At 44.4% G+C, this 26907-nt stretch carries 20 protein-coding genes and 1 tRNA gene; 16 read left to right on the top strand and 5 right to left on the bottom strand.

Going from position 1 to position 26907, the window contains the following annotated elements:
• Positions 1–80 precede the first annotated feature (80 nt).
• Positions 81–650: a TetR/AcrR family transcriptional regulator gene (locus tag HCJ54_RS02005; RefSeq protein WP_185410681.1), complete on the bottom strand. Its 570-nt coding sequence runs from the start codon at positions 648–650 to the stop codon at positions 81–83.
• Positions 651–819: 169 nt separating this feature from the next.
• On the opposite strand from HCJ54_RS02005, the gene HCJ54_RS02000 reads away from it, so the two are divergent.
• From HCJ54_RS02000 to HCJ54_RS01955, 10 genes are all read left to right on the top strand, one after another.
• Positions 820–1581, top strand: a complete 762-nt coding sequence (locus tag HCJ54_RS02000) for an SDR family oxidoreductase (RefSeq protein ID WP_187136435.1) — start codon at positions 820–822, stop codon at positions 1579–1581.
• A 127-nt stretch (positions 1582–1708) separates the two neighbouring features.
• The gene (locus tag HCJ54_RS01995) at positions 1709–2176 is read left to right on the top strand and encodes a MarR family winged helix-turn-helix transcriptional regulator (protein ID WP_185410684.1); all 468 of its coding nucleotides are present in this window, start codon (positions 1709–1711) and stop codon (positions 2174–2176) included.
• A gap of 8 nt (positions 2177–2184) precedes the next feature.
• On the top strand, positions 2185–3909 hold the full coding sequence (locus HCJ54_RS01990) for an ABC transporter ATP-binding protein (protein ID WP_187136434.1): 1725 nt from the start codon (positions 2185–2187) through the stop codon (positions 3907–3909).
• Positions 3906–5747, top strand: a complete 1842-nt coding sequence (locus HCJ54_RS01985) for an ABC transporter ATP-binding protein (RefSeq protein ID WP_187136433.1) — start codon at positions 3906–3908, stop codon at positions 5745–5747. Before HCJ54_RS01990 ends, HCJ54_RS01985 begins: the two co-directional genes overlap by 4 nt.
• A gap of 226 nt (positions 5748–5973) precedes the next feature.
• A complete protein-coding gene (locus HCJ54_RS01980; protein ID WP_187136432.1) occupies positions 5974–6654 on the top strand; it encodes a L,D-transpeptidase family protein in 681 nt (226 codons plus the stop codon).
• A gap of 146 nt (positions 6655–6800) precedes the next feature.
• Positions 6801–8444 carry a M6 family metalloprotease domain-containing protein gene (locus HCJ54_RS01975; protein WP_187136431.1) on the top strand — a complete coding sequence of 548 codons (1644 nt, stop codon included), beginning with the start codon at positions 6801–6803 and terminating at the stop codon, positions 8442–8444.
• Between the two features lie 110 nt (positions 8445–8554).
• Positions 8555–9310, top strand: a complete 756-nt coding sequence (locus tag HCJ54_RS15410; RefSeq protein WP_187136430.1) for a MarR family winged helix-turn-helix transcriptional regulator — start codon at positions 8555–8557, stop codon at positions 9308–9310.
• A 692-nt stretch (positions 9311–10002) separates the two neighbouring features.
• A complete protein-coding gene (locus HCJ54_RS01965) occupies positions 10003–13218 on the top strand; it encodes a MucBP domain-containing protein (protein WP_187136429.1) in 3216 nt (1071 codons plus the stop codon).
• 475 nt (positions 13219–13693) lie between these two features.
• Entirely contained in the window at positions 13694–15877 is a 2184-nt protein-coding gene (locus HCJ54_RS01960; RefSeq protein WP_187136428.1) for a MucBP domain-containing protein, read from the top strand.
• The gene (locus tag HCJ54_RS01955) at positions 15874–19851 is read left to right on the top strand and encodes a leucine-rich repeat domain-containing protein (protein WP_187136427.1); all 3978 of its coding nucleotides are present in this window, start codon (positions 15874–15876) and stop codon (positions 19849–19851) included. Before HCJ54_RS01960 ends, HCJ54_RS01955 begins: the two co-directional genes overlap by 4 nt.
• Before the next feature lie 540 nt (positions 19852–20391).
• Here HCJ54_RS01955 and HCJ54_RS01950 read toward each other — a convergent pair.
• From HCJ54_RS01950 to HCJ54_RS01940, 3 genes are all read right to left on the bottom strand, one after another.
• Positions 20392–20763 (bottom strand): hypothetical protein, encoded by a 372-nt coding sequence (locus HCJ54_RS01950; RefSeq protein ID WP_187136426.1) that lies wholly within the window; start codon positions 20761–20763, stop codon positions 20392–20394.
• Between the two features lie 383 nt (positions 20764–21146).
• Positions 21147–22082: a flotillin-like protein FloA gene (floA, locus tag HCJ54_RS01945; RefSeq protein WP_185410696.1), complete on the bottom strand. Its 936-nt coding sequence runs from the start codon at positions 22080–22082 to the stop codon at positions 21147–21149.
• Positions 22079–22384: an NfeD family protein gene (locus HCJ54_RS01940; protein WP_185410698.1), complete on the bottom strand. Its 306-nt coding sequence runs from the start codon at positions 22382–22384 to the stop codon at positions 22079–22081. The genes floA and HCJ54_RS01940 overlap by 4 nt, the downstream gene beginning before the upstream one ends.
• Before the next feature lie 168 nt (positions 22385–22552).
• Between HCJ54_RS01940 and HCJ54_RS01935 the strand changes: the two genes are divergently transcribed.
• Together HCJ54_RS01935 and HCJ54_RS01930 are read left to right on the top strand one after the other, a co-directional pair.
• On the top strand, positions 22553–22885 hold the full coding sequence (locus HCJ54_RS01935) for a MerR family transcriptional regulator (protein ID WP_187136425.1): 333 nt from the start codon (positions 22553–22555) through the stop codon (positions 22883–22885).
• A 3-nt stretch (positions 22886–22888) separates the two neighbouring features.
• On the top strand, positions 22889–23347 hold the full coding sequence (locus HCJ54_RS01930; RefSeq protein WP_187136424.1) for an SRPBCC family protein: 459 nt from the start codon (positions 22889–22891) through the stop codon (positions 23345–23347).
• Between the two features lie 344 nt (positions 23348–23691).
• On the opposite strand, the gene HCJ54_RS01925 is transcribed toward HCJ54_RS01930, so the two are convergent.
• Positions 23692–24318, bottom strand: a complete 627-nt coding sequence (locus HCJ54_RS01925) for an FMN-dependent NADH-azoreductase (RefSeq protein WP_187136423.1) — start codon at positions 24316–24318, stop codon at positions 23692–23694.
• 173 nt (positions 24319–24491) lie between these two features.
• Here HCJ54_RS01925 and HCJ54_RS01920 point away from each other — a divergent pair, with 173 nt between their 5' ends.
• The 4 genes from HCJ54_RS01920 (at position 24492) to HCJ54_RS01905 (ending at position 26864) form a co-directional block, all read left to right on the top strand.
• Entirely contained in the window at positions 24492–25655 is a 1164-nt protein-coding gene (locus HCJ54_RS01920) for a GNAT family N-acetyltransferase (RefSeq protein ID WP_187136422.1), read from the top strand.
• A gap of 107 nt (positions 25656–25762) precedes the next feature.
• Positions 25763–25852 (top strand) — tRNA-Ser (locus HCJ54_RS01915).
• A 247-nt stretch (positions 25853–26099) separates the two neighbouring features.
• Complete coding sequence (locus HCJ54_RS01910) at positions 26100–26420, top strand: polymorphic toxin type 35 domain-containing protein (protein WP_187136421.1); 321 nt, start codon at positions 26100–26102, stop codon at positions 26418–26420.
• A 12-nt stretch (positions 26421–26432) separates the two neighbouring features.
• Positions 26433–26864 (top strand): hypothetical protein, encoded by a 432-nt coding sequence (locus tag HCJ54_RS01905; RefSeq protein ID WP_187136420.1) that lies wholly within the window; start codon positions 26433–26435, stop codon positions 26862–26864.
• Positions 26865–26907 lie beyond the last annotated feature (43 nt).

The raw sequence follows: 26907 nt of genomic DNA, 5'->3' as shown, positions 1-26907 counted from the left end.
GTCAGGAGTAAAGTATAGACTTATGAATAAATGATATTGAACTGTAATAATTACTAATTGGTCAATCCTGTTTTTTCCTTTCATTTAGAAAAAGAAATATCGGCATGTAAAATATAGAGTAGCTGTTCCGCCATATATTCCGGCGTATACTCAAAATCATGTTGTGTCCAGTGGACGATTAGGCCAAAAATGGCATGAGATTGGTAGCTAGCAAAGAGTTCTGGATTAGCTTCGGTTCCCCGAAAGATGACCCCGAAATCGCGCAAGGCGATGCGCTTAATAACATCGCATAATTGGTTTTGGAAACCGGGCCTTAATTTTTCAGCGATCGCTTGTTTGTAGAATAATTGATGGGCATACACGTGATCGAAAATTTTGACCATCGAAGGTGTCAGTGTTTCCACGGAGAAATGATTGGCTTCTTTGTAGGGCTTCTCATAGGCAATTTCGAGCGCAGTTAAGACGTCTGTGATCACTTCTTCCAGCAAATCTTCTTTTTCTTGGTAGTGTTTATAAAAGGTGCCACGGTTCACATCTGCTCGTTCAACAATGTCTGTTACGGTGATTTTTTTGAATTCTTTTTCCTCTAGCAAAGTAAGCAGGGCTTGGGCGAAGGCGGTTTTTGTTTTTCTGATGCGTCGGTCTGTCATTTTTTCACGTCCTTTTTTTGAGTTAGTATACATATACCGCAAAAATGACGCTAAAGCAACAATCAACGCTTTCATTACCTATTGAATCACCCGTTTGGCAGAGCTATACTTGAACTACAGAGCGGGTTTATAGGCTCTAGCGCAATTTCATTTGAAGGAGGAAATAATCATGAGTAAATTAGCTGGAAAAGTAGCGGTAGTCACTGGTGCCGCATCAGGAATGGGACGCCAAATCGCGTTGCTTTATGCAAAAGAAGGGGCAAAAGTGGTCGTTGCAGATATACATTTGGAGGCAGCAGAAGAAACGGTAAACGAAATCAAAGCGATAAATGGGGAAGCTTTGGCTGTTGTTGCGAATGTAATGAAGGAAGAGGACGTCGTGGCGATGATCGATAAGGCAGTCGAGACATACGGCACGCTAGATATATTGGTAAATAACGCTGGAATTATGGATAATTTTGTACCAGCAGGAGGCATTACGGACGACCTTTGGGATCGCGTTTTTGCGATTAATACAACGGGTGTGATGCGGACAACGAGAAAGGCACTACCCATTTTTGAGGCTAATAACGGCGGCGTGATCGTCAATATCGCGTCGGCTGGCGGTTTATTCGGTTCTCGTGCAGGTGCAGCTTACACCGCTTCGAAACATGCAGTCGTCGGTTTCACGAAAAACGTGGGCTTCCAATATGCGAACAAAAATATTCGTTGTAACGCGATCGCGCCAGGTGCTGTGACTACGAATATTGGAACAACACTGCATGAACCAGACGAATTCGGTCAGTCACGGGCGATGATTGGTATGGGCACAAACCCTCGTGCTGGAGAACCAGTCGAAATCGCAAAAGTAGCACTGTTCCTAGCATCGGATGATTCTAGCTTTGTGAATGGTACAGTTATCACCGCGGATGCAGGTTGGACAGCGTACTAAAATAAGAGATGATACACGGCTCCTAGCTTCATTGCTAGGAGTTTTTTTGCGATGGTTTTTGCTTGACTTTCTTTGCGGCAAGCATATACTTAGTTAAGTAAACTAAATAAAAAGGGGATGCGAGGTCGTGTATAATTCGGAGGAAGATTTAGGCCAAACGGTTGTGAAAGCTTTTATGAACTTTAAACGTGCGGAATTGCGAAATTTTAAAGTTCCCGGCTTAAAAAGGTCCGAAACAAGATTCTTGTTTATGTTACACCAAGGTTTGCAGCATACAGAACATGAACTTGGCATGAAAGTATCGGATGCAACGGCAATTCTTAGGGTCTCAAAGCCAAGCGTGACGCAACAGATCAATGCTTTAGAGGAGAAAAAGTTTATCATTCGCAGCCAAGATCCTGTGGATAAGCGAGCCGCGTACATTCAGCTTACAGATCAAGGGAAAGAAGTAGTGGCAGAAATTATTTCAACTTTTCACAAAAGTTTTGAGGATATGACCTCTTTTTTGGGTAAAGAAGAAATGGAGAGATTAATTTCGCTGCTGGGCAAGCTAACAGATTATCTCAACAATAAAGCTGAGAGCAAGGAGGTATAGGCAACGTTATGATGAAATTAATGAAGCGAATGGGTGCCTACAAATGGGGCATAGTATTAGTTCTAGTGCTAACATTTCTGCAAGTGCTGGGTCAGCTATATTTGCCGACCTTGATGGCAGACATTATTGACAAAGGTGTTGCAAAAGGTGACACGGCCTACATATGGAAAGTGGGATCACAGATGTTGGGCATCTCTGCTTTGTCAGGAGGACTTTCCGTTGTTATCGTATACTATGCATCGAAAATTTCGATGGGATTTGGACGCGATCTGCGGGACAATATTTTTGGTCGGGTAGAGAATTTTTCATTGCAAGAGTTTGACAAAGTTGGGACGGCATCGCTGATTACGCGCTCAACGAATGATGTGGTACAAATTCAAAATGTGTTGTACATGATGCTGCGTATGATGGTGATGGCGCCGATTATGCTGATCGGTGGCGTGATCATGGCAGTTGGTAAAGATGCCAAACTGTCACTTATTTTCGTGGTCGTATTACCAATTTTGCTATTGCTTGTGGTATTTATTGGTGGTAAGGCAATGCCGATGTTCAAATCACTGCAAAAGAAAATGGACAAATTGAATCAAGTCATTCGAGAAGGTTTGACGGGGATTCGAGTGATTCGTGCGTTTAACCGTGGCGATGATGAGTTGAGGAAATTCGATGTTTCCAATGAGGATTACGCGAAAACAGCGGTTGGTGTTAATAGGCTGCTTTCCTTGATGAGTCCGATGATGATGTTGATTATGAACTTGACGACTATCGCAATTATTTGGATTGGTGCTAAATTTGTCGGTGACGGCAGTATGCAAGTCGGGGATTTGATGGCATTTATTCAATATGCGACGCAAATTATGATCGCATTTATGATGGTTTCTGCTGTATTTATTATGATTCCACGTGCGGCGGCTTCTGCGGAGCGTATCAATGAAGTGTTGGAAATGGATACAGAAATTCACGATCCTAAAGACGCAAAAAATGCGATGGCTCCAGTTTCTTTGGAGTTTGATAAGGTTACTTTCCGCTATGCAGGTGCTGAAAAGCCTGTTATTGAGGACATCTCTTTTAAGGCAAAAGCTGGCGAGACGGTCGCGATTATTGGTAGTACAGGGGCCGGGAAGTCTACGATTATCAATATGATTCCGCGTTTTTATGATGTGGCGGAAGGCTCTGTTCGCGTGAACGGGCTCGATGTGAAAGAAATGACGCAGGAAGATTTGCGGATGAAGGTCGGATTAGTACCTCAAAAAGCGATGTTGTTTACTGGTGATATCGAGGAAAACATGCGCTATGGTAACGAAACGGCGACAGAAGAAGAAATTTGGGCGGGATTACGGACGGCTCAAGCTGAAGATTTTGTTTCGAAGTTGTCGGATGGCTTAAATAGTCGTGTGGAACAAGGCGGAAATAACTTTTCGGGTGGTCAAAAGCAACGTCTGGCTATCGCGCGCGCTTTAATTCGTAAGCCGCAAATTTACATTTTTGATGATAGTTTTTCGGCGCTCGATTTTAAAACGGATTCGTTATTGCGTGCGGCTCTAAAACCGGAAACGCGTGAGTCGATTACGATTATCGTAGCGCAACGCATTACATCGGTTGTTGATTCAGATCAAATTATTGTGGTAAACGAAGGTAAAGTAGCAGGAATTGGCACACATGAAGAGCTAAAAGAATCGAACACGATCTACCAAGAAATTATGAGATCGCAATTGTCAGAGGAGGAGATAGCATGAGTCCAGGACCAGGATCAGGTGGACATGGCGGCGGCCCAGGTGGCGGAAGAATCGTGATGCCAGCGGCCAAGCCTAAGGATTTTAAAAAGTCCTTGTTTCGCTTATTAGGATATATGAAACCGCGTGCTATCTCACTCATTGTAGTGCTCTTACTCGCGATCTTGTCAACGATCTTTAATGTTGTCAGCCCGAAAGAACTCGGGAAGGCAACGACGGAAATATTCGCTGGTGTGATGACGCCGGCTGGAATTAATTATGATAAAATCTTTGATATATTGTTCATCGTATTAATGCTTTATTTGGGTAGCTCGCTGTTTAGCTTCCTGCAACAATATGTGATGTCGAGTGTGGCGCAACGTACGGTGTATGATATGCGTAAAGAATTGAAGGCTAAGCTAGGTCGTTTACCGCTTCGCTATTTTGATACGCGTTCGAATGGTGATATTTTGAGTCGGTCTGTGAATGACATGGATAATATCGCGAATACGTTGCAACAAGCATTGACACAAGCGATTACGGCGATTGTACAAATTATCGGCGTTTTGATTATGATGTTGACGATTAGTTGGCAGATGACGCTCATTGTTGTGGCGACGGTTCCGCTTAGTGTGTTACTCGTAGCCATAGTCGCTAGCCGTTCGCAAAAGTATTTTGGCGCGCAACAGAAAAACCTTGGTGTGCTAAACGATCACGTGGAAGAAACATTTGGTGGTCACACAGTTGTGAAGGCGTTTGGTCAAGAGAAGAAGACGCTTGGAAAGTTCGATGTGGTGAACAAAGATTACTACGTTGCTGCGAAAAAAGCGCAATTCATCTCGGGTATCATGATGCCATTAATGCAATTTGTTGGTAATCTTGGTTATGTAGCTGTCTGTGTTGGTGGTGGTATTTTTGTAACGAATGGTACGCTAACAGTTGGTAATATCCAAGCGTTTACGCAATATGTACAACTATTCTCGCAACCAATTTCAAGTGTGGCTAACATCTCGAATGTCATTCAATCCACGATGGCTTCAGCAGAACGTATTTTTGAAGTATTGGATGAAAAAGAAGAAGAGGATATTATCCCAGAAAATGTAGAACACCGTGCAGGAGAGTCGGATCGGATTGTTTTCGATCATGTGAAATTTGGTTATACGCCAGATAAACCGTTGATGCACGATTTGAATATTGATGTCCAAGAAGGTCAGATGGTGGCGATTGTTGGTCCGACTGGTGCTGGTAAAACTACAATTATCAACTTGCTGATGCGTTTTTACGATGTGGAAGGCGGTGGCATTCGTCTTGGCGGTGTCGATACGCGTGATATGACGAAGAACGATGTGCGTAATAAATTCGGAATGGTACTTCAGGATACGTGGTTATTTAACGGTACAATTGCTGAAAATATTGCATATGGTCGAGATGACGCGACGACGGAAGAAGTTATCGCGGCGGCAGAAGCGGCTTATGCGGATGAGTTTATCAGACGTTTGCCAGACGGGTATGACACTGTTTTGAATGAAGAAGGCTCTAACATTTCACAAGGTCAAAAACAATTGTTGACGATTGCGCGTGCGATTCTTTCTGATCCGAGTATTTTGATTTTGGATGAGGCGACGTCAAGTGTGGATACGCGGACAGAGCTTAACATCCAGCTTGCGATGGGGAACTTAATGGAGGGCCGGACGAGCTTTGTGATTGCGCATAGGCTATCCACAATCCGTGATGCGGATCTGATTCTTGTTATGAATCACGGAAATGTGATTGAGCAAGGAACGCATAAAGAACTACTTGTTGAAAATGGTTTCTACGCGGATCTTTATAATAGTCAGTTCGCTAACGACCAAGCTGTCTAAACGTCTCTCAGGCGAACGACAAACGCTCCGTTGCTCGGCTTTGCCTAGTAGCTAAGCATTTGTCGTCCGCCTAAGGTGTAGCGGTGACTTCATTGTTGGCGTGAAGGAATTAAAAGATGAAACATTAGGCGCTACTGGCTTTGGCTGGTGGCGCTTTTTTGCTGTAGAAATGTTTGATTTGGCGAAAAGGTGGAACTCTATTAAGATAAGTAGGGGGGATTTTGTTGTGAAAAAAGTTTTTTGGTCGATGGTTGTTGTTTTTATGGCTTTAGGAATTGTTTTTGTAGTGGGTAGTAAGGCGGATGCGGCGACGAATGATGCGCAGAGGTTCAAGACGGTGGGTGCGAATAAGCAGTTGATTTTGGTGACGACGTCGGGTTACAAATCGAACAAGGCGACGATTCAGACGTTTGAGCGGGATGCTAAAGGTGTTTGGCAGCGGAAGGCGTTGATGTATGGCTTTATTGGGCGGGACGGTTTTGCGACAACGATGCGGGAAACGGTTGTGCAAAGCCCACGCGGTAAGTTCACGCTCGGCACGGCTTTTGGGCGTTACGCAAATCCAGGGACAAAAATGCCATATCGGAAAACGACAACGCGCGATGTTTGGGTCGACGATGGCAAGTCAAAATTGTATAATTCGTGGCAAGTATTACCGATTAATAACCGCTGGAAATCTGCAGAAAAACTATATCAACCAGCGTATAACTATGCTTTTGTGATCAATTATAATCCACTTCGCAAACCAGGATGGGGTTCGGCAATTTTTTTCCACGTTTCCAGTAGCTACACGATGGGGTGCACAGGAACTAGCCAAGCGAATGTCGTGAAAATTTTAAAATGGCTCGATCCTAAGAAAAAACCGGTGATTATCCAGTCACCAAGAACGGAATTGAGCCGTTATTAATGATGCAGGGTCCTCTTAATGGGGACTCTTTTTTTGGATAAATGGCTTATGCTCAATGGTTCTCATCGTTTACAATAAATAAAATACGGGTATTAATTACCATTCATGAAACGGTGTGTTTTGCCGAAATAAAGGAGGAACAAATCATGCGAGCTATTCTTAGTCGAATAGCGTTGATGGTCATGATGGTTCTATCGATATGTGTCGTAACGATAGCCCAAGATGGTTCCACAGATTCTTTCGCAGCATCAAATACAAAAACGATTGCACCTGTTACGGTAAGTAAATATCCTAGTGCATCATCTCCACCAGCGCAAACGCCAACGACGGCGATCCCAAAAGTGGGCGCGATACCTCAAACAAATCGGGTCCTTGTTATTTTAGTGAGTTTTAATGATATTGCGATCAAGCAGAGTGAGGCGAGTTGGAATCAAAAGATTTTTAGTACGTCTAGCAAGTCGGTTAAGCTTTACTACACACAAGCAACCAATGCAAAAGTGAATCTTGTTCCTGCGAGTGAGGCTTCGGGAACGGTGAACAATGGTGTTGTCCGTGTAAAATTGAATCGCAATCATCCTCGGACGGGGACTGCGATTGACTCACGGAATCAGTCTTTGGTTCGGGATGCGTTAATCGCGGCGAACGGGTATGTTAATTTCGCCCAGTATGATACGAATCACAATGGGCGTATTGATGCGAGCGAATTGCATATCATGACGATTATTGCAGGGCAAGAACGGGCCTATAACAACGTAGCGCTTTCTGTATGGGGACATATGTGGGGCATGGCAGCGAATGTGACGCCAAAACTGGATGGGAAGACCTTTTTCACGTATACACAATTTGGCGAAATGCACGGCACACATATGGCAACGATCGGCGTCATCGCACATGAACTCGGTCACGATTTAGGTTTGTTGGATCTCTATAACACGAATGGCTCTGGAAGCGGACTTGGAACCTATAGTTTGATGGCAAAAGGCGCATGGGGTATGCAGCCAGGGGACAGTTATCCAGGTCAAACACCGGTACTTTTAGATGCCTATTCAAAAGTGAAGATCGGCGCCGTCACACCTCGAGTTGTAAGTACAACAACGACTTCCGTCCAAACGGTTTACGCAGGCACGACCATTTTGCGAGTGAATACCAATTTGCCGAAGGAATATTTTTTGATCGAAAACCGGCAGTTCATTGGCTTTGATCGTTCCTTGATTGGTAAGGTCTATAAAGGCGGAATCGCGGTGTATTATATCAATACAAATTATGCTAGCAACCAAACGATCGGGAGACAATTAGTGACACTAAAAGAGGCTAATCAAGGAATTTTAGGCTATTCGCAGCTCAATAGTGGATCGACAAGTAAGTCGGATGCTTTTTATTACGTTGGCACTGGGATGAGAGGAAAGGCGCAACAAATCTATTTGAATAATCGAACAAATCCAAGTAACAGACTAAGTAACGGAACCTATCCTAATTTTTCAATGAAAGTCAATTCAAAACCAGGAGTAGCGATGTCAGTGACGATCGGCCCAGCGTATCCTGTAACTGGAATCGCGCTAAATCGTAGCGGTGTTTATATTAAAAAGAATAAGACTTTCCAAATGGGCGCAACGATTATGCCGAGCAATGCTTCCAACAAAGGCATTACTTGGTCAACCTCCAACGCAAAAGTTGCAACGGTAGACGCGAAAGGTAAAATTACAGGCAAAGCAGTTGGTACAGCTACGATCAAAGTAAGAACCGTAGACGGTGGAAAAGTAGATACCGTGCTTATCAAGACAACAAATTAGTCATTAAATGAAAAAGATTGACAAAATAGAAAGGTGCCTTTATAATGTAAAACAAAGGTACCTTTTAATTATGTCTTGATGACAAAAATGAAACATTGGAGGAATTTAAAATGACAGAAGAAAAGAGCAATCTAACCAAACAATTTATGCAATTTAATCGCTTGATGCACCACTATCAAATTCACAGTGCAAGAAATGCTGGGCCATTTGGCAATCCATATAGAGGCCAAGGCCGCGTGTTATCGATTTTGAAAATGAAACCGGAGATCACGCAAAAAGAATTGGGCTATTTACTCGATATGCGCAACCAATCGTTAGGAGAATTACTGGCAAAACTGGAACGAAGTGAATTTGTGACACGCGAACCATCAGAAGCAGATCGTCGTGTCATGAATGTCAAACTAACAGAAGCTGGGAAAGAGGCCGCAGAACAATCACAAGAGAGCCCCTTTGATTTTGATAAACTTTTCGATGTGTTGGATGAAGAAGAACAAGCTCATTTACACGACTATTTACAACGTGTGATAGCTGAATTGGAGAAAGAACTAGGAGACGATTCTTTAGAATTTGAAGGAGGTCCAGTGCAAGGAAGAGGTGGCCGTCCAGGATTTGGTCGCAGCTGGGGAGGTGGCCGCCCTCGTCGTGGTGGTTTCCCAGGTGGAATAGATGATCCGAGGTTCGGAGGAATGGGGCCAGGCGGAATGATGGACCCAAGATTTGGTGGCGGAGGCCCCGAAGGAATGGCAGACCCAAGGTTTATGGGTGGACGTCCTGATTTCGGCGCAATGCCCAGTAGCGAAAGATTTGACGAAGATTACGATGGACCAATGCCAGAACGTGGTACTGATAGTAAAGATAATAAATAATAGAAGTAGCGTCATTGGCTTTACACGGCAATGGCGCTGTTTTTATGTCTGAATTAATTTCATAAGTCAATTTTACAGTGGTACCTATAGAATGGACACTTCAAAAAAGAAATGCATTCTATAGGTACCATTGTAATGAGGGATCGCTCCTTTTTGATTATGTTTGGTTAGCACTTAACATGATATCAAAAATGGGGAGGTATATCTTTTTCATAGCTTCAAAACAGTAGAGCCGCAGGGCCTAGAAATTATGACATTGATTCATATAAATTGTACAAAGATTAATAGAACAGGTGCATGGTTAATAAGAGAAAGGGCGCACTGAAAAAGGGATGTCCTTTCTTGTTTTTCACGTTGTATCAAAAAACATGCTGTTTGATATGGAGCTAAAGCCCAGGAACCATCTACATACTATCTCGTATATCAAAAAAAGGTACACGTGAGATATGTATTTTTGCGTGGCTATGTAGTTTTTACTGTACTCAAAACGCCAATTTGGGCAGAATACTATAAAAAAGTCAAAGAAAGCGTTATCTCGACGGCTTTTAGAAGGGCAATTGTCATACTATTTACACAGTAATTATTTTTGGAAACATATATAATAATTAAGCAGAGTCGCAAGAAGGCAGTTACCTGGTATTGTCGATAGACAATTATGGCACGATAAATCTAATATAGGAGGAGTGAAACACATGGCAACAAATCGAAAAGGAAGGACAAGCTTGGCACTGGCGGGACTTTTAGTCGTGAATGGCTTATTACCGTACGCGGTCCCAACAAAAGCAGTACATGCTGTAGAAACAACACAAGCTACGAAAGAAACAAAAGCGGCAACCATTCCAGCAGGAAGTACCTATCGTTCGCTTTTTCCAGATTCAAAATTAGCAATGACGGTCGCTGCAGAGATAGGGGATTTCGATTGGGATGCGTGGTTACTAAATCTAGATGACTATTCGTTAGATCGTCCAGTGACGCAAGAAAAGCTCAATCAGGTGACGAAAATCACGGAAAATTGGGGCATGACAGAAAATCCGATGCGAAAGATCGAAGGTGTCCAATATCTGCATAATTTAAAGGAGCTAAACATTGGAGATGGTGTATGGAGTGGTTTTGTAGAAAATCTAGATCGATTAGCCGGTCTAGATAAACTAGAAGAGCTCTCCATCTTAAGGAGTAAAGTGCAAGATATTTCGGGGATAAAAAACTTAACCAATCTCACGTATTTAGATTTAAGTGACAACAACATCACAGATGCGAGCCCGATTGCCGGATTAACGAAACTGGAATATATCAATTTGTATACGGGAAATAACATTCAAAGCTTGGCTCCTTTTCATCAGCTGACGAACCTGAAGAAGTTGTATTTGAGTGCGAGTGTCAGTGATTTTCGACCGTTACAACACTTACCGCTCATTCAGGATGCAAGTAATACATGGGAATTACGAAGTGAGGTGCAGCTCCCGGATGCTTATGTCGGGGAACCTGTCTTTATGCAGGCGTTCGACCCCTTTGGGGAAGCTTCTACGTATGGCTCGGTAAAGCTAGATGGCAAGTTACGTGGGGGGAAATATACGACGCCATACATGCGGTGGGAAGAAAGTGGGGAAAAGGGACAAGTCACTTTTCAGGGATCAAATGATGAGGCATCATCAGGCAATTATATGAGAGTTATCTTCAAACAACGAGTACTACCTGCGAAAGCAACCGTCCAAGCCGTCACCGTCCGTTATGTGGATGACCAAGGCGAGGTGTTAGCGCCAGAGGAACGTTTAACGGGAGTGCTGGGCGAAGCGTATGAAGCCCAAGTCAAAACGATTGACGGCTACAAACTCACCAAAGAACCAGCGAATCGGGTAGGGACTTTCAGCACAGAGGCGCAAACCGTGACGTTTGTCTATACCAAAGAAGCAGCAACACTCATTCCAGCCAATAGTACCTATCGTTCGCTTTTTCCAGATACAAAATTAGCAATGACGGTCGCTGCAGAGATAGGGGATTTCGATTGGGATGCGTGGCTACTAAATCTAGATGACACTTCGTTAGATCGTCCAGTGACGCAAGAAAAGCTCAATCAGGTGACGAAAATCACGGAAAATTGGGGTATGACAGAGAATCCAATGAGAGAAATCGAAGGCGTCCAATATCTGCATAATTTAAAGAGGCTAAGCATTGGAGATGGTGTATGGAGCGGTTTTGTAGAAAATCTAGATCGATTAGCCGGTCTAGATAAACTAGAAGAGCTCTCCATCGTAAAGAGTAGAGTGCAAGATATTTCGGGGATAAAAAACTTAACCAATCTCAGGTATTTAGATTTAAGTGACAACAACATCACAGATGCGAGTCCGATTGCCGGATTAACGAAACTGGAATCTATCAATTTAGATGCACGAAATAACATTCAAAGCTTGGCCCCTTTTCGTCAATTGACGAATCTGAAGAAGTTGTATTTGAGTGCGAGTGTCAGTGATTTCCGACCGTTACAACACTTACCTTTAATTCAAGATTCCAGTAGTACATGGCACTTGGATGGAACCGTTCAACTCCCGGATGCCTATGTTGGAGAGCCTGTCTTTATGCAAGCGTTTGATCCGTTTGGAGACACACCGACGTATGGTGCGGTGGAGCTAGATGGAAACTGGCGAGGTGGCACATATAAAACGCCATATATGCGGTGGGAAAAAAGTGGGGAAAAAGGACAAGTTTGGTTTCAGAGTCCCGAGGAAGGTATAACATCTAAACAATATATGAACGTTTTTTTTCAGCAAAGAGTGTTGCCTGCCAAAGCAACCGTCCAAGCCGTCACCGTCCGTTATGTGGATGACCAAGGCGAGGTGTTAGCGCCAGAGGAACGTTTAACGGGAGTGCTGGGCGAAGCGTATGAAGCCCAAGCTAAAACGATTGACGGGTATCAGCTCACCGAAGAACCGATCAATAGGGTAGGAAATTTCGGCACCGAGGCGCAAACGGTGACCTTTGTCTATACCAAGGAAGCCATCCCTGCCAGTCAAGCAGTCACAGTGCGTCATCTAGATACCAACGGGAAGGTCGTAGCACCAGAAGAAGTGTTAACAGGAGCTTTAGGGGATACGTATGAAGCCAAGGCCAAGGCTATTGCAGGATACCGACTTGTCACGATACCAGCCAATCAAACGGGCACCTTTGGTACGGAAGCGCAAACGGTGACCTTTGTCTATGCGCAAGAGACTGCACCGTCCCTAGCACAACCAGTGACGGTACAATATGTGGATGACCAAGGGCAAGCCCTAACACAAGAGGAAATCTTGACGGGGGCATTTGGTGCCCCATATCAAGCCGAGGCTAAAACGATTTCAGGCTATCAACTGACCAGCCTACCAAGTAATCATACTGGGACTTTCCAAGCGGTGGCACAAACGGTTCGTTTTGTTTATACCAAACAAGCGTTGCCAGTCGTGCAACCTGTCACGGTGCAACATGTGGATGCACAAGGGAAAGCCGTAGCGGAAGAAGAAATCCTGCAGGGGCACGCAGGGGAGGCGTATCACGCGAAAGCCAAAGTGATTCCGGGGTACCGTGTCTCTCAGCACCCAGCGAATGTGACGGGGATCTTCGGTCCATCCGCGCAAACGGTGCGCTTTGTGTATGCCCCAGACGAGCCTATCGAAGCGATTGATCCAGTGGAGGAGCCACCGAAGCCTTCACTACCATCTCCTGTGACAGAGGATACAAGGACACCATCTGTTCCTTTACCAACGCATGTATCCTCCGAAGCAAGTCCGTCGGTGGTACCAGTTGTTCCAGGACCGACCCTGCCCTCGTTGGGGGATCGCACCACGCATTCCATCGGATGGGGATTCCCCTTGTTGCTAGTAGGGACTTGGCTACTCCTTCGTCCACGTTACCAATCAAGCAAGCGTAAAAGGAGCTAAATCAATAGCCAAGTAAACGAACATGGATCCAAAAAGCAAGTGATGGTATGTGTCGCTATATATCATGTTTGATATAGCTAAAAAAGCATCAATAAATTAAAGTCTATATATTTATAGAAGAAACGTATAGTCCAACTATTTCAATGGGTTAAATCAGTATTTTTGTTTAATTTACAGCTAAATAGGAGTATTACACAATGCCGTTGTGTGATACTCTCGTTACATATTTATTCGCATAATCGAAAAAAGAGGCACACAACATGTGTCTTTTTTGTTGGGGATGTGCTGGTCGATCTCCTTAAAAACGCCAATTTGGACAGTTTGCGCCAAACGGATCATTGAAAGCGTTATCTTAGGCGGTTTTTGAGAAGTAATGCCTTATTTTGTATACAGCAATTACATGTGAAAATAGATACAATGAATAAATAGAGTCGCGATGAGGCTATTTCCGTCGCCAAAAGGAGTGAATAATAATATGCTAACATATCAAAGAAGAAAGAAATACCGAAGGTGGGTCCATATAGGGCTGTCAGGCGTGTTGTTAGGGAGTGGCATTGTCACATACGTTCCCAAAAATTCGTCCGCATATAGTGTAGAAGCCAAGACGCTGACGACACCCAAAGCAACAAATACAACACCAACCATTCCCGCCAATAGTACCTATCGTTCGCTTTTTCCAGATTCAAAATTAGCAATGACGGTCGCTGCAGAGATAGGGGATTTCGATTGGGATGCGTGGTTACTAAATCTAGATGACTATTCGTTAGATCGTCCAGTGACGCAAGAAAAGCTCAATCAGGTGACGAAAATCACGGAAAATTGGGGCATGACAGAAAATCCGATGCGAAAGATCGAAGGTGTCCAATATCTGCATAATTTAAAGGAGTTAAACATTGGAGATGGTGTATGGAGTGGTTTTGTAGAAAATCTAGATCGATTAGCCGGTCTAGATAAACTAGAAGAGCTCTCCATCGTAAAGAGTAGAGTGCAAGATATTTCGGGGATAAAAAACTTAACCAATCTCACGTATTTAGATTTAAGTGACAACAACATCACAGATGCGAGTCCGATTGCAGGATTAACGAAACTGGAATATATCAATTTGGATATGCAAAATAACATTCAAAGCTTGGCTCCTTTTCGGCAGCTGACGAACCTGAAGACGTTGTATTTGACTACGAGTGTCAGTGATTTTCGACCGTTACAACACTTACCGCTCATCCAGGATGCAAGTAATACATGGCAATTACGAAGTGAGGTGCAACTCCCGGATGCCTATGTCGGGGAACCTGTCTTTATGCAGGCGTTTGATCCTACTGGGCAACAGGTGGCGTATGGTTCCGTTTACTTGGACGATAAATGGCAGGGATTGGACGCATACCAAAATAATCAGGTCATTTGGACAAAACAGGGGACCGTTGGCAGGGTTACCTTTACACAGCGACCCGTAGGTGGCACCAATTCCAATCGTTTTATAAGTGTCGTTTTTAAACAACGAGTACTACCTGCGAAAGCAACCGTCCAAGCCGTCACCGTCCGTTATGTGGATGACCAAGGCGAGGTGTTAGCGCCAGAGGACCGTTTAACGGGAGTGCTGGGCGAAGCGTATACAGCCCAAGTCAAAACGATTGACGGCTACCAGCTTACGGAAGAACCAGCGAATCGGGTAGGGACTTTCAGCACCGAGGCGCAAACCGTGACGTTTGTCTATACCAAGGAAGCGGTCCCTGTCAGTCAAGCGGTCACAGTGCGTCATCTAGATACCAACGGGAAGATGGTAGCACCAGAAGAAGTGTTAACAGGAGCTTTGGGAGATACGTATGAAGCCGAAGCCAAGGCTATTGTAGGGTACCGTCTTGTCACGACACCAGCCAATCAAACGGGCACTTTTGGTACGGAAGCGCAAACGGTGACCTTTATCTATGCGCAAGAGACTGTCCCACCTATGACGCAACCCGTCACGGTACAGTATGTCGATGACCAAGGGCAAGCCCTAACACAAGAGGAAACCTTGACAGGGGCATTTGGTGCCCCATACCAAGCCGAGGCTAAAACGATTCCAGACTACCAACTGACGAGCCTGCCAAGTAATCATACCGGGACCTTCCAAGCGGTGGCACAAACGGTTCGTTTTGTTTATACCAAACAAGCGTTACCAGTCGTGCAACCTGTCACGGTCCAACATGTGGATGCGCAAGGAAAAACCGTAGCGGAAGAAGATATCCTGCAGGGGCATGCAGGGGAGACGTACCACGCCAAAGCCAAAGTGATTCTAGGATACCGTGTCTCCGAACATCCAGCGAATGCGACGGGGATCTTCGGTCCATCCGCACAAACGGTGCGCTTTGTGTATGCGCTAGACGAGCCCATCGAAGCGATTGATCCATTGGAGGAGGGGCATACCACGCCACCGAAGCCTTCACTACCGTCTCCTGCGACAGAGGATACAAGGACACCATCTGTTCCTTTACCAACGCATGTATCCTCCGAAGCAAGCCCATCGGTGGTACCAGTTGTGCCAGGACCGACCCTGCCCTCGTTGGGGGATCGCACCACGCATTCCATCGGATGGGGACTGACCTTGTTGCTAGTAGGCACTTGGCTATTCCTTCGTCCACGATATCAAGCAAGCAAGCGTAAAGGAGCTAAATTTAAATGACGAGGAAACGAACATGGATCAAAAAAGCAAGTTATGGTATGTGCCTAGGGGTCTTACTACTCAGCCCAGCGGAGAGCTGGCTAGAAGATCGGCACCCCGTCGAGGCAGTGACACAAGCGGAGGTCGGGGTGTCCTTTCAAGAGCGATTTCCAGATCCACACCTGGCACACGCCGTGTATCTAGAGTTATATCCAGAAAAAACCTTGTTCCCCGAACGAGTTAACTTAGAAGCGCCTGTGTCTGCGGAGCAATTAGCGACGATCACCACCTTAGCAGATACCCCCGAAAGGCCGATAACAGATTTGACAGGCATTCAACAGTTGTCCCACTTAAAAACCTTGCATGCGGAGGGGAATGAAGGGGGGCGGATTCAACAGCTAGCACCATTGGCATCGATGAAAAACTTAGAGCACCTGACCTTACGAAACGAATTCATTCAAGACTTAACCCCATTAGCCAAGTTGACGCAGTTACAGAGCTTGGATCTCTCCATTAATCGGATTACATCGGTGCAAGCGTTACAAGGGTTGACGAACTTACAAACACTACGGCTGACAGGGAACCAAGTGACCGATTTTCGGCCATTAGAGGCGCTACCAGCTGTACAGGCAAAGGATACGAACCGTTTTGAAGCACTCGCTCAAACGATTCAGGCAGAAGAGACAAAGACGACGGGAGAGACGAGTCAATTGGTGGTGTACACTCCTGAAGGGGAGCAACTAGCCGCGAATGTGGGGAGCTCACAGGGCGAAGTGCAGGCGGAGAATACGGTGAAATGGCTCCAGCCTGGTGACCAAATTGTACAATATCGAGACAGTGATTCGCAAATTGTAGCGTTTTTGCAACAGGACGTAGTGGGAGAGAAGTTAGTCACGAAACAAGTCAGAAGTGTGTTGTCCGCCAATGTACAGCCTATTTCTATCTTAAATGCCAAAGGTGAATTGATAAAACAGGATTCCTATGTAATGATGGCAGGGGATTCAGATGCCGCGAAGGACGTGAACGAAGCATCCATCAAAGCAGCACTTCAAAAGGTAAGTGAATTAGTTCCTGATATAAATCAACATCGTGGTACCATCCGCTTGCCTTCAGGGGAGTGGTATTTAAGCGAAAAAATAAAGTTAATAGATGGGGTAACACTTGAAGGGCAAGGAAAAACAACACTTTATCGAGTGTTGGATGATTTCGCACTAACTGCAATTTCAACTGTGGATCAGGTACGTTATTACGATGCCATGATTGATATGGCAAATGATACGGTGGTACGTAATTTAACCTTAGATGGGCTTCAAACCCCAGTAGCTAGTATGAGTTACCATCAAAACGGTATCACAGCCAAAGGAAACTACGGCGAAGGTCCGAATCCCCAAGCGCCAACAGCGAAGGATTATCTTCAGAATCTCACCATCGAAGACGTGACTGTCCAAAATATGGCTGGCAATGGGATAACGATCGACCTAGCCAAAAACGTCACGATTCGTGGCACAACGGCCGTTACCACGCTCAATCATGCGATGAAAGTCGAGAATGTGAAGCGTGATGGTATTATCGGCTATTCCGTCGAGAACATGGTAGTCGAAAAGACACTAACAAAGTCAATTGGGCATACTGACAAGGGAAAGAACGGAAAAAATTACAACATATGTGCATCAATGCATAAAATGGAGTCCCCTGATCCTGGGCTCGCTTACTACATCCGTTACCCTAATAGTCGCAACGTGACCTTTCAACATAATGTTGTCTTAGACAATCCATACTGGGAGGGACTAGATGGTCATAGTGTGCAAGGTATAACTATGGATCAAAATGTGCTAGTAGGTGTCGATCGTCCTATCGTGGTGGGAGGACAAGATCACACGGATGCCGATGTGCCAGCAACGGATAAAGCATACTACTACCCTTCCCAAGACGTCATCATCACCAACAACCGTATCAATCAAGCGGGGGATCGCCAAAAATGGCAACCCAAAAACGAAGCCAAAAGCCAAGTAGGCATTGCTGTCTGGGGAACGAACCGCCTGTCACCATTTGATACAACGATCCCCCGACTTATTGGCTATACCAACGGCGTGATCCAAGGCAATACGATCGATGCCATCGAACCAAGACGTACAGATACAACTCCCTTTGGCGCCATTGCTGTCAAAATGGTAGGAAATAAAGCCAAATCAGAATCTGAATCCAACCCCCAAGGTATGCATATTGCACAAAATACCATTGGCAAAGCGTCCGAAGGCTCTGTTCAAGTAGCGGGAATGAGTTCTGCGGGTAGTACACGAAAACTCACCGTGACATCGAACCACATCGGTGTGATTGGGAGTAGTAGTCCCGAGGGCCAGGCGGTGATTGGAAAGCGGACCTATGCCCCTATCGTTTTACGAGAAAATGAGAGCCACATGACGTTTCAGCAAAACATCATCGCCAATAAGAATACCGTCATCGTACAGGATGATAAGTTCGGCGTGCGTTCCAAGATGCATCTAGAGGGGCTTTTCACGAATCAATGGGAAGATGCCAAAGAAGCTGGTGCGCGGCAACAGGATGCCTACAGCTATGCTATGACGGATGTACACTGGGATGGCGAGACAGGCACGGTGACTGGGAAAGTAGGCAGCCAAGTAGGTGCTGTCGAGCTTCACCAAGGAAACCAACAAGCTATTTTGGAAAATAATCAACACGTGGTACCCAATACGTATGTCAAAGTGGATCTGAGTACACGGACATTTCGCATCCAAGCAGAAGCCCTGAAGGGGACAGACTACCGCGACATGTCCCTTGTGGCTTTTAATGACCCTATTCAGTTACATCCAGTAACAGGGAATAGCGGGCATCGGTATAAAGTGAATACCCAACCCGTCCAACAAGCCGCTTGGTATCGCATCACACCGGAAGTGTACGACGTCCAACAAGACACCCACTTGAAACTACAGGTAGGTTCTCTCATTAAACAGGTACGTGTTGTCGAGTATCCCCCAGAAGGCAGTAATGAGGCTATACAGGTCTTGCAGGACCAGGTTCCTATCGATCAAGAAGCCACGCAACTCCCTTTCCGACTCCCTCGTCCAACCAAAGAGGATGTGTATCGCGGGATTTGGATCGAAGGCTATGATGCAGAGAATAACCTAGCGACGACACAAAAACTACCATTAGAGGATGTCGCAGGTTTTAAAGTCGCCCCAAGCGCCTATAATGTCGATCATGTCTCGCTGAAAGGGAGCGTTGGGGCACTCGTCCAACGATTAGGACTCGTAGACAAGGGAGTGGTCAAACGCATGCTAACCATTACAGATCCCGCAGCCGAATTTGTTTTTAGCCTGCGAGGAAACGTCGAAGCATCCGATAACCGCGGGATCCAACTGGCTTCCTATGATAAATGGAACAAGCAACGCCAAACGACCAATGTCGAATTTGTCAAAAGTCGCATGGGCATGACCATTCCTACCTACGATGTCGCCCAATCGGAGCTTACCGTCACCTTAGAAGCCAGTCATCCAATCGCTAAAGTGCTGATCCATGTGAATGGCAAGCAGGATACATCGGAGGTCGTTATTCCCGCAGGTGCACGTAGCTTCCAAGTCAATCTTATGGGAAAAATCCCCTCCGCATTGGCCGAAGTCACGTTAACCCCCGTCGATACCAATGGTTTTACCTGGGAAAAATACCAAGCGAGGGTTCCTCTTGTTGACACACGGTATGATTTAGCCTTAGACACAGGGGCAGCCGCTTTCTTTTATGGAAAAACCAACGTGACGGGAAAAGTCAATAGTAGCCTCGTCGGACGGATCGAAATGTGGGTCGATGGCGTGCGCAAAAATAATTACGCCGTGACAGAAGGTAGTGGCACATTCGCCATCAATATGGCTGGGCGTATCCCAAGTGTAAGCAGTCAGATCACCGCGAAAGTTTACGATCGCGCGACAAATACGTTACAAAAAGAACAAGAAGTCCCGATGTTACCAAGCAGGCCATCGTAATACAAAAAGAAGCGTCCGCTCATCCCAAGCGACGCTTCTTTCGAATGGTAATCAAATACATGATGTATGTATGAAGAAAGGAATGAAAACAAGAGGCATACGGAATGGAGCAATGTAAAGAAAACGGCACTACCTCCCATCCATCCGAAAAGAAGGAACAGGGCCCAGAACCTGCCCCTTTATGAACGAAAAGTGCGAGCATCTTGCGCCACTAAAGCTCTTGATGACGCGCTTAGAACAGGAACCAAGCCGAGACGCAGTTGCATGACTTAAATGTGTCCAGAAAACACACGCTTATGTAGTATGGATCACAGTCATAAGTCGAAAACGGCTTGAAATAGATGGATTTTTATCTTATTTTTTATGAAGCCAAGTGGAAATCGCATCCTATCAATGGGAAGATAGACCATTCTTGACTTTTGAAAATCATTGGGTTGCAATGCTTTTGAATTATGAAATTGGTTTGTCTAGGTAGATAACGCAAAAATCCCCTCCAACTAGAAAGTATTTCATTCCCAGTTAGGAGGGGGATTTAGCGCATTATTTCTCCTGCCGCAATGACACAGGTTTATCTAAAATTTCTTTCATGATAATAGCATCTTGCATTTTGCCACGGACACGTTTACGAGTAGCGGTATGGTGATGATGCGAATGAATGACATTGGTATCGACATTCGTGATAGCATCTTTAATTACCGTATCTTTGTAAGCTGTTTGTTGCGTTTTTTTCACAGGTTTTTTTTGAGACTGGGAGCGATTCGAACGCTGTTTAGGGACATTTGGAAGATTAGTTTTCTCCTCTTTCTCCTCGGTTTCAGCATTTTTGAAATAGCTGATAAGGCCAACGAGAATCCCGATAATAACGATTGCAGTACCGAACCAATCACCAATATTAGAAAAAACACTTTCCATTTTCGTTACACCCTCTTTCTCTTAAAGTGAACGGATTAGATCGAATGAAAATGAGTTACAGCATCAATATGGATATGAACGAAGAGAATATCCCAACATCTAAATAACGACGATGCTTGCCAAACTTATTTATCTTCTTTCGCTATAGCTTCTCTCATTGTTGAAGCTGTTCGAATGAAAATGAGTTACAGCATCAATATGGATATGAACGAAGAGAATATCCCAACAACTAAATAACGACGATGCCTGCCGAACTTATTTATCTTCTTTCGCTATAGCCTCTCTCATTGTTGAGGCTGTTCGAATGAAATGAGTTACAGCATCAATATGGATATGAACGAAGAGAATATCCCAACAACTAAATAACGACGATGCCGCCGAACTTATTTATCTTCTTTCGCTATAGCCTCTCTCATCGTCGTATCCGCCTGAACATTATCCATCCGGTAAATATCCATTGCGCCAAGGTTTCCTTTTTCAAGCGCTTTTGCAAGGGCTCTTGGAACTTCGGCTTCGGCAGCAACTACGACGGCACGATTTTCTTGCTCTAGCGCAATCGCTTCGGCTTTACGTTTTGACGCGGCAGCTTGTGCTACTTCCATATCGGCATTGGCTTTTTCGATATCAAGTTTTGCTTTGATATTGTCACCGATACGCATTTCAGCGATATCAATAGAAAGAATCGTATAAGCAGTGCCGTCGCCCAGACCTTGTTCTTGTACTTTTTTCGAGATGCTGTTTGGATTTTCGAGTACATCGGTATGTTCACGGGTTTCACCGACTGTGGAGACTACGGCTTCACCGACACGTGCGATAACGGTATCTTCACCAGCACCACCGACGATACGGTCAATATTCGACTGCACGGTAATTTGCGTGATAACTTTAACCTCGACACCATTTTGGGCAACGCCGGTAAATTCAGGTGTACGGATAACTTTTGGTGTAACGGAAGTTTGAACGGCTTCTAAAACGTCACGTCCAGCAAGGTCAATCGCTGCGGCGCGGCTGAAGTCTAGTTCAATGTTGGCACGGTGCGCGGCGATAAGTGCATCTACCGTCTTGTCCACATCACCACCTGCTAAGTAATGGCTTTCCAGTTGGTTGACTTCCAGTTCCAATCCGGCTTTTACGGCTTTAATTAGTGGTTTAACGACGCGAGAAGGAGTTACCCGGCGTAAACGCATACCGATCAATGTTCCTAGTCCGACACGAACCTGTGCGGAAATGGCGCTGATCCACAAGCCCACCGGTACAAGTGTGAAAAATATAATCAAAAATACGATTACTAAAACTGCAATAATAATTGGTCCAATCATGAATTATCTTCCTCTCTTTTTAGGTCTTCATTTACTAAAACATAGCCAATATCAATGCCGACAACAACGATAGGAGTACCTATGTCTAAATAACCATCTTTGAGCCTAGCGTCGTACCACTCGTTATCAATGATTACTCTGCCAATCGGTTTCAAAGTTGTTCCGGCTGTTCCTCGTTTACCCATCACCTTATCTCGTAGCGCTTTCATTCGTTCGATCTCGCTATCCGCTAAAAAACCACGGTGTACAAGTCCCCAAGATTCACCGTATACAAGATCATCTTCCGTATATTCTCGCGACATTATGCTTCACCATCCTTATGATATAGATTGCCTACTACTAGTATAACCTATTTTGACATGGGAGTGGTGGGGAATGTGGAGATAGTATGAAATTTTTTTTTATGAAAGAATATGATTGACACTGTGGTGCGCTACATGGTTTATAATTAGTGAGGAGGAGGAGAAATCATGTACCGAATTGGTGAGTTTGCTGAAATGACAGGATTGACAAAGGAAACTTTGCGGTATTATGCGCAGATTGAGTTGCTCGTACCGGTATTTGTGAATCCTAAAAATAAGTATAGTTATTATGATAACCATTCGTTCTTGACGGCAAGACTACTCGTTTATTTGCGGCGATTTGATTTTTCTATCCAGGAAATGCTGACGGTGATACATGATCGATCGCTTTTCGAGCTAGAGGAAATTTTAAAGGAGAAGAAAGTGGCTTTGCGTCAGCGGATTGTGCAAACGGAAGCAATTATTACGGAGATTGACGAATTTTTAGAAATGGGGGATTGAAGGATGCAGACTTGGAATGAGGAAATGGTGATTGAGGCGAATATTGAGGTGATCTGGAATTTGTTTCAGCTCGAAAATATGCCGCGGATTATGCCTCAAATTATTGAGAATGAGGTGATTGAAAAAAAGGAAGGCGTTGTGGGTTCAAAATATCGACAAAAATATCAGGAAGGCAAGCGTGTGGAGACGTATATCGTGGAGGATTTAGCACACGAGGATACGCCGAACCGGAAGCATAATACGAGTGGATTTGTGCTCGCAAAAGCATTCAAGATCGAGACGTCTTTTACGCTGGAAAAAATCGATGAGAATTCGACACGATTCTTTTATAGTGGTTCGAATCAAGGAGTTAACTTTCTTGGTAAAGCATTGATGAAGCTCGGTAGCACGAAGAATAATGATAAGGTTGTGATTGATTTTATGAAACGAGTGGAGACTGAGGCTTTGAAGGATAGTAAGTAAAAAAAATAAGGATCGCTACTTTTTGAGGAGTGGCGATTCTTATTTTTTACGCTGATTTCTATTGGGAATAACGGGCTCTTTCAGCACTTCGCTGCGGTGTCAGGCTTCAAGAGCCAGATCCTCGAAATTTTCGAGGCCTCCGTAAAAACCAAATGCGGGTTTTTTCTGCGCCCTCTAACAAATTTTTTCGGATCTAACGGGCTCTTTCAGCACTTCGTTGTGGTGTCCGGCTTCAAGAGCCAGATCCTCGAAATTTTCGAGGCCTCCGTAAAAACCAAATGCGGGTTTTTCCTGCGCCTCTAACAATTTCTGTCGAAGCTAACGGGCGTGTTCAGCACTTCTAGTTAAAATTTATTCGCCAATACTGCTGCTTTTTCAAGACCAGCTGTAATTAGGTCTTGTGCTTGGTCTGGTGTTGCGTTATGACCTTCTACGACTACGGTTTGTGGGTTTGCGATGCCGAGATGCGCCAAGACATTTTTTACATAGTTTAATGACATTTCCCAGCTTTCCATTGGACCGTCTGAGTATACACCGCCACGTGCGTTTAGTAATACGACTTCTTTGTCTGTTACTAGACCTACTGGGCCTTGTGCTGTGTATTTGAACGTTTTACCTGCTTGGTTTAAGTAGAATAAGTATGTTAGGAATTGGGCTGGGATGCTGAAATTCCATAATGGGAATGCCATCACAACTTTGTCTGCTGCTAGGAACTGTTCTAGGTAGCTATTGGCTACTTTTGCTAAGCGTGCTTCGTCTTCTGTTAATGTTTCACCTGTTGATTCTTTGAAAAGCCCGCTCATCATCGTTGCGTCATAATAAGGAAGGTCTGCTTGGAACAAATCAAGTTCTGTGATTGTGTCTCCTGCATTGCTCGCTTTATAGTTCTTCAAGAATTCTTCGTATAATTTCACACTTACGGAACGCTCCGCTGGTAAACCGTTTGCTTTTATAAATAATACATTTGCCATTTTATAAATTCCTCCAATATGTTTTGATTACTTTAACAGTGTATCTTATTGCACTTTACACTTCAAGTAATATGCTTACAAAAAATTAGTTTGTTTCTAAAAGTAAGTAAAAGTGTTTTCATGAACAATTAGGCGCATTTTATGCTAAAATAAAGGAGAAATGGGGTGTTGGTATGGAATTACGGGAAATTAAGGATTCGGAGATTGGGAAAGTGAAGGAATTGCGCGATTATGCATTTCGACTCCCCGCATCTGGTGGTGAAGCTGATTTTAATTATTGGGCAGAAAATGCGAGGCGCCTAGGTTTGTTTTATGGCGAACATTTACTGGCACAGGTTTTGACATATCCGCTCAGCGTGTCGATTTTGGGTGAGCGTTTTTCGATGGGCGGCATTGCATATGTTGCGAGTTATCCAGAGTATCGAAACGGTGGTTTGATTCGCCAGTTAATGGAGGAGTCCCTTGTGAAAATGCGCGAGGCTGGGCAACTGGTTTCCTATTTGAGCCCGTTTTCGATTCCGTTTTATCGGAAATTTGGATACGAGATTTTTACGGAAAAAGTGGAACTGACGATTCCGGCGCATGCGTTGCCTGATATGGGGACTGTACCGGGGCGTGTCATGCGGTTCACGAGTGAGGATGGCACAGGGATTTCGGTCGTTCGCGAATTGTATAATCGTTTCGCTTTGACGAAGAAAAGTGGCATGATGATGCGCGACGATGCGTGGTGGTTGCGGCTGGCTCGTCGTGGATACACGAAGGAAATCGCAGTTTATTGTGACATGAACGGGATTGCGACGGGATACATGCTGTTTGGGCTTGATCACGAGGTTTTTAAAATCCATGAAATGATTGCGCTAGATTACGAAGCTGAAAAAGGTCTGTGGCGCTTTACCGGGTCGCATGGCATGATGGTGGACCGCGTTGTTGCGAAAAATATAGGATCTTTGCGTGATATTGCGCTGGCTTTCCCATCACCAGACTTCGAAAAACGTGAAATTTTGGATTTTATGGTTCGGATTGTGGACGTCGAGCCGTTTCTTGAGAAATACCGATTTGATCGTTCTGACACAACGCTATATCTACAAGTCGAGGACGAGACGGCACCTTGGAATGAAGGACTTTTTGAAATTCGGGGTAGTTTTGTGAAACGCATAGATAAGACAGAAGGCGGGATTTTGACGATTTCGATTCAAGGGTTGAGCCAGATGTTGATGGGATTTGTGCGACCGCGCGACCTCGTGTATTACGGAAAAGCAACGGCAAGTGACATAACTATCGCAGCTTGGGAAAAAGTTATACCCCACGTACGAAGCGATTTTTATGATGGGTTTTAAAGGAACGGAGAAAACACTGGATTTTTATCGAAAAATGCATTAGAATGGAACTTGTGATTGTTCAGGATGCGACGTTTGATGCACTATTGGACGAACATCTGCAATCTGGGGAAATACCCAAGTCCGGCTGAAGGGGACAGACTCGAAATCTGTTAGGCGGTTCCGGCCGCGCCGGGGTTCGAATCCCCGTTTCTCCGTTTTTAGGAAATGAAGGAAAAAGAGAAGACACTGTAAATCGTTGATATGATGCGATTTATGGTGTTTTTTTAATACCATGGCGATTATTTTAAACTGGAAGCAAAGAAAGCGTTCTCTGAGGGCCTTTTTTTTGAATATGTTCTCAATTCATCTACATACCTATTTCAACTTATTCGGTATACTAGGAAAGTATAGTTGGCGATATTTGTCAGTTATATAACGAGGAAGGATGGAGGTAATTATATCGTGAAAAGTGGTGAATCTGAGGAGATGCTAGCTGATAAATCCGCAAATATGGTTGTAAGGCAAGAGGTGGCGAATCTTACAAATCAAAGAATTAGTCATATACTTGCACCTAAACATGATTGGAATAGAGTTGTGCCCGTTCCTGTAAATTGGGGCGAGGTGAGTGTACTCATGTCTGAGGTGCTAGATGAGGGCACGGAGGGACCTTATAGTCGTGTGTTTTTTAAAATTTTAGTTGTTGCGGGACAGACGGTCGAGGTTACTTATGCCAAATTAGCCAGTGGTATCAAAATTTCTGATGCTTGGGTGAGAGATTGCTAAAGGAGGAATTAGATGGAAAAATCACTGAAATTGTGTATTACTAATGGGGAGTTTGAAGAGGCTGAAAAAATAGCCCGACTTTTTTCTTTTCAGAATTTCAGGGACGAGATGCTAGAAATAGCCTTTGATTTAGAGAACATGCAGCCTTACTATTTTATTTCCTATTTACTAACAGATAATGAGGATCAGGAGCTACACATGTTAGCCTCGGAGATACTCAGTACGGCGCTTTCATTCCACCCAGATGCATATCGCTTAGCCTTTGAACATGCAAAAAGTGCTCTGGAGCTGGATCCTTTGAATATCGAATATAAGGAATATATGTTATTGTTTCACCGTATACCAGATAAACTATTGGCGTATAAAGCAGCGAGTACATTTGCGAAGGATGTATTGGAGCAGAAACCAGATAGCTCGGTAGCCTCATCTTTCTTTAAGGACTAGCTATACAAAAACACTCCTAAAATTAGAAATATTATCTAGTTTT

Source organism: Listeria grandensis, assembly GCF_014322885.1.
GTDB lineage: Bacteria > Bacillota > Bacilli > Lactobacillales > Listeriaceae > Listeria_A > Listeria_A grandensis.
Note: the sequence above shows the minus strand (reverse complement) of the source record. Positions and strands in the feature narration are given on the sequence as shown.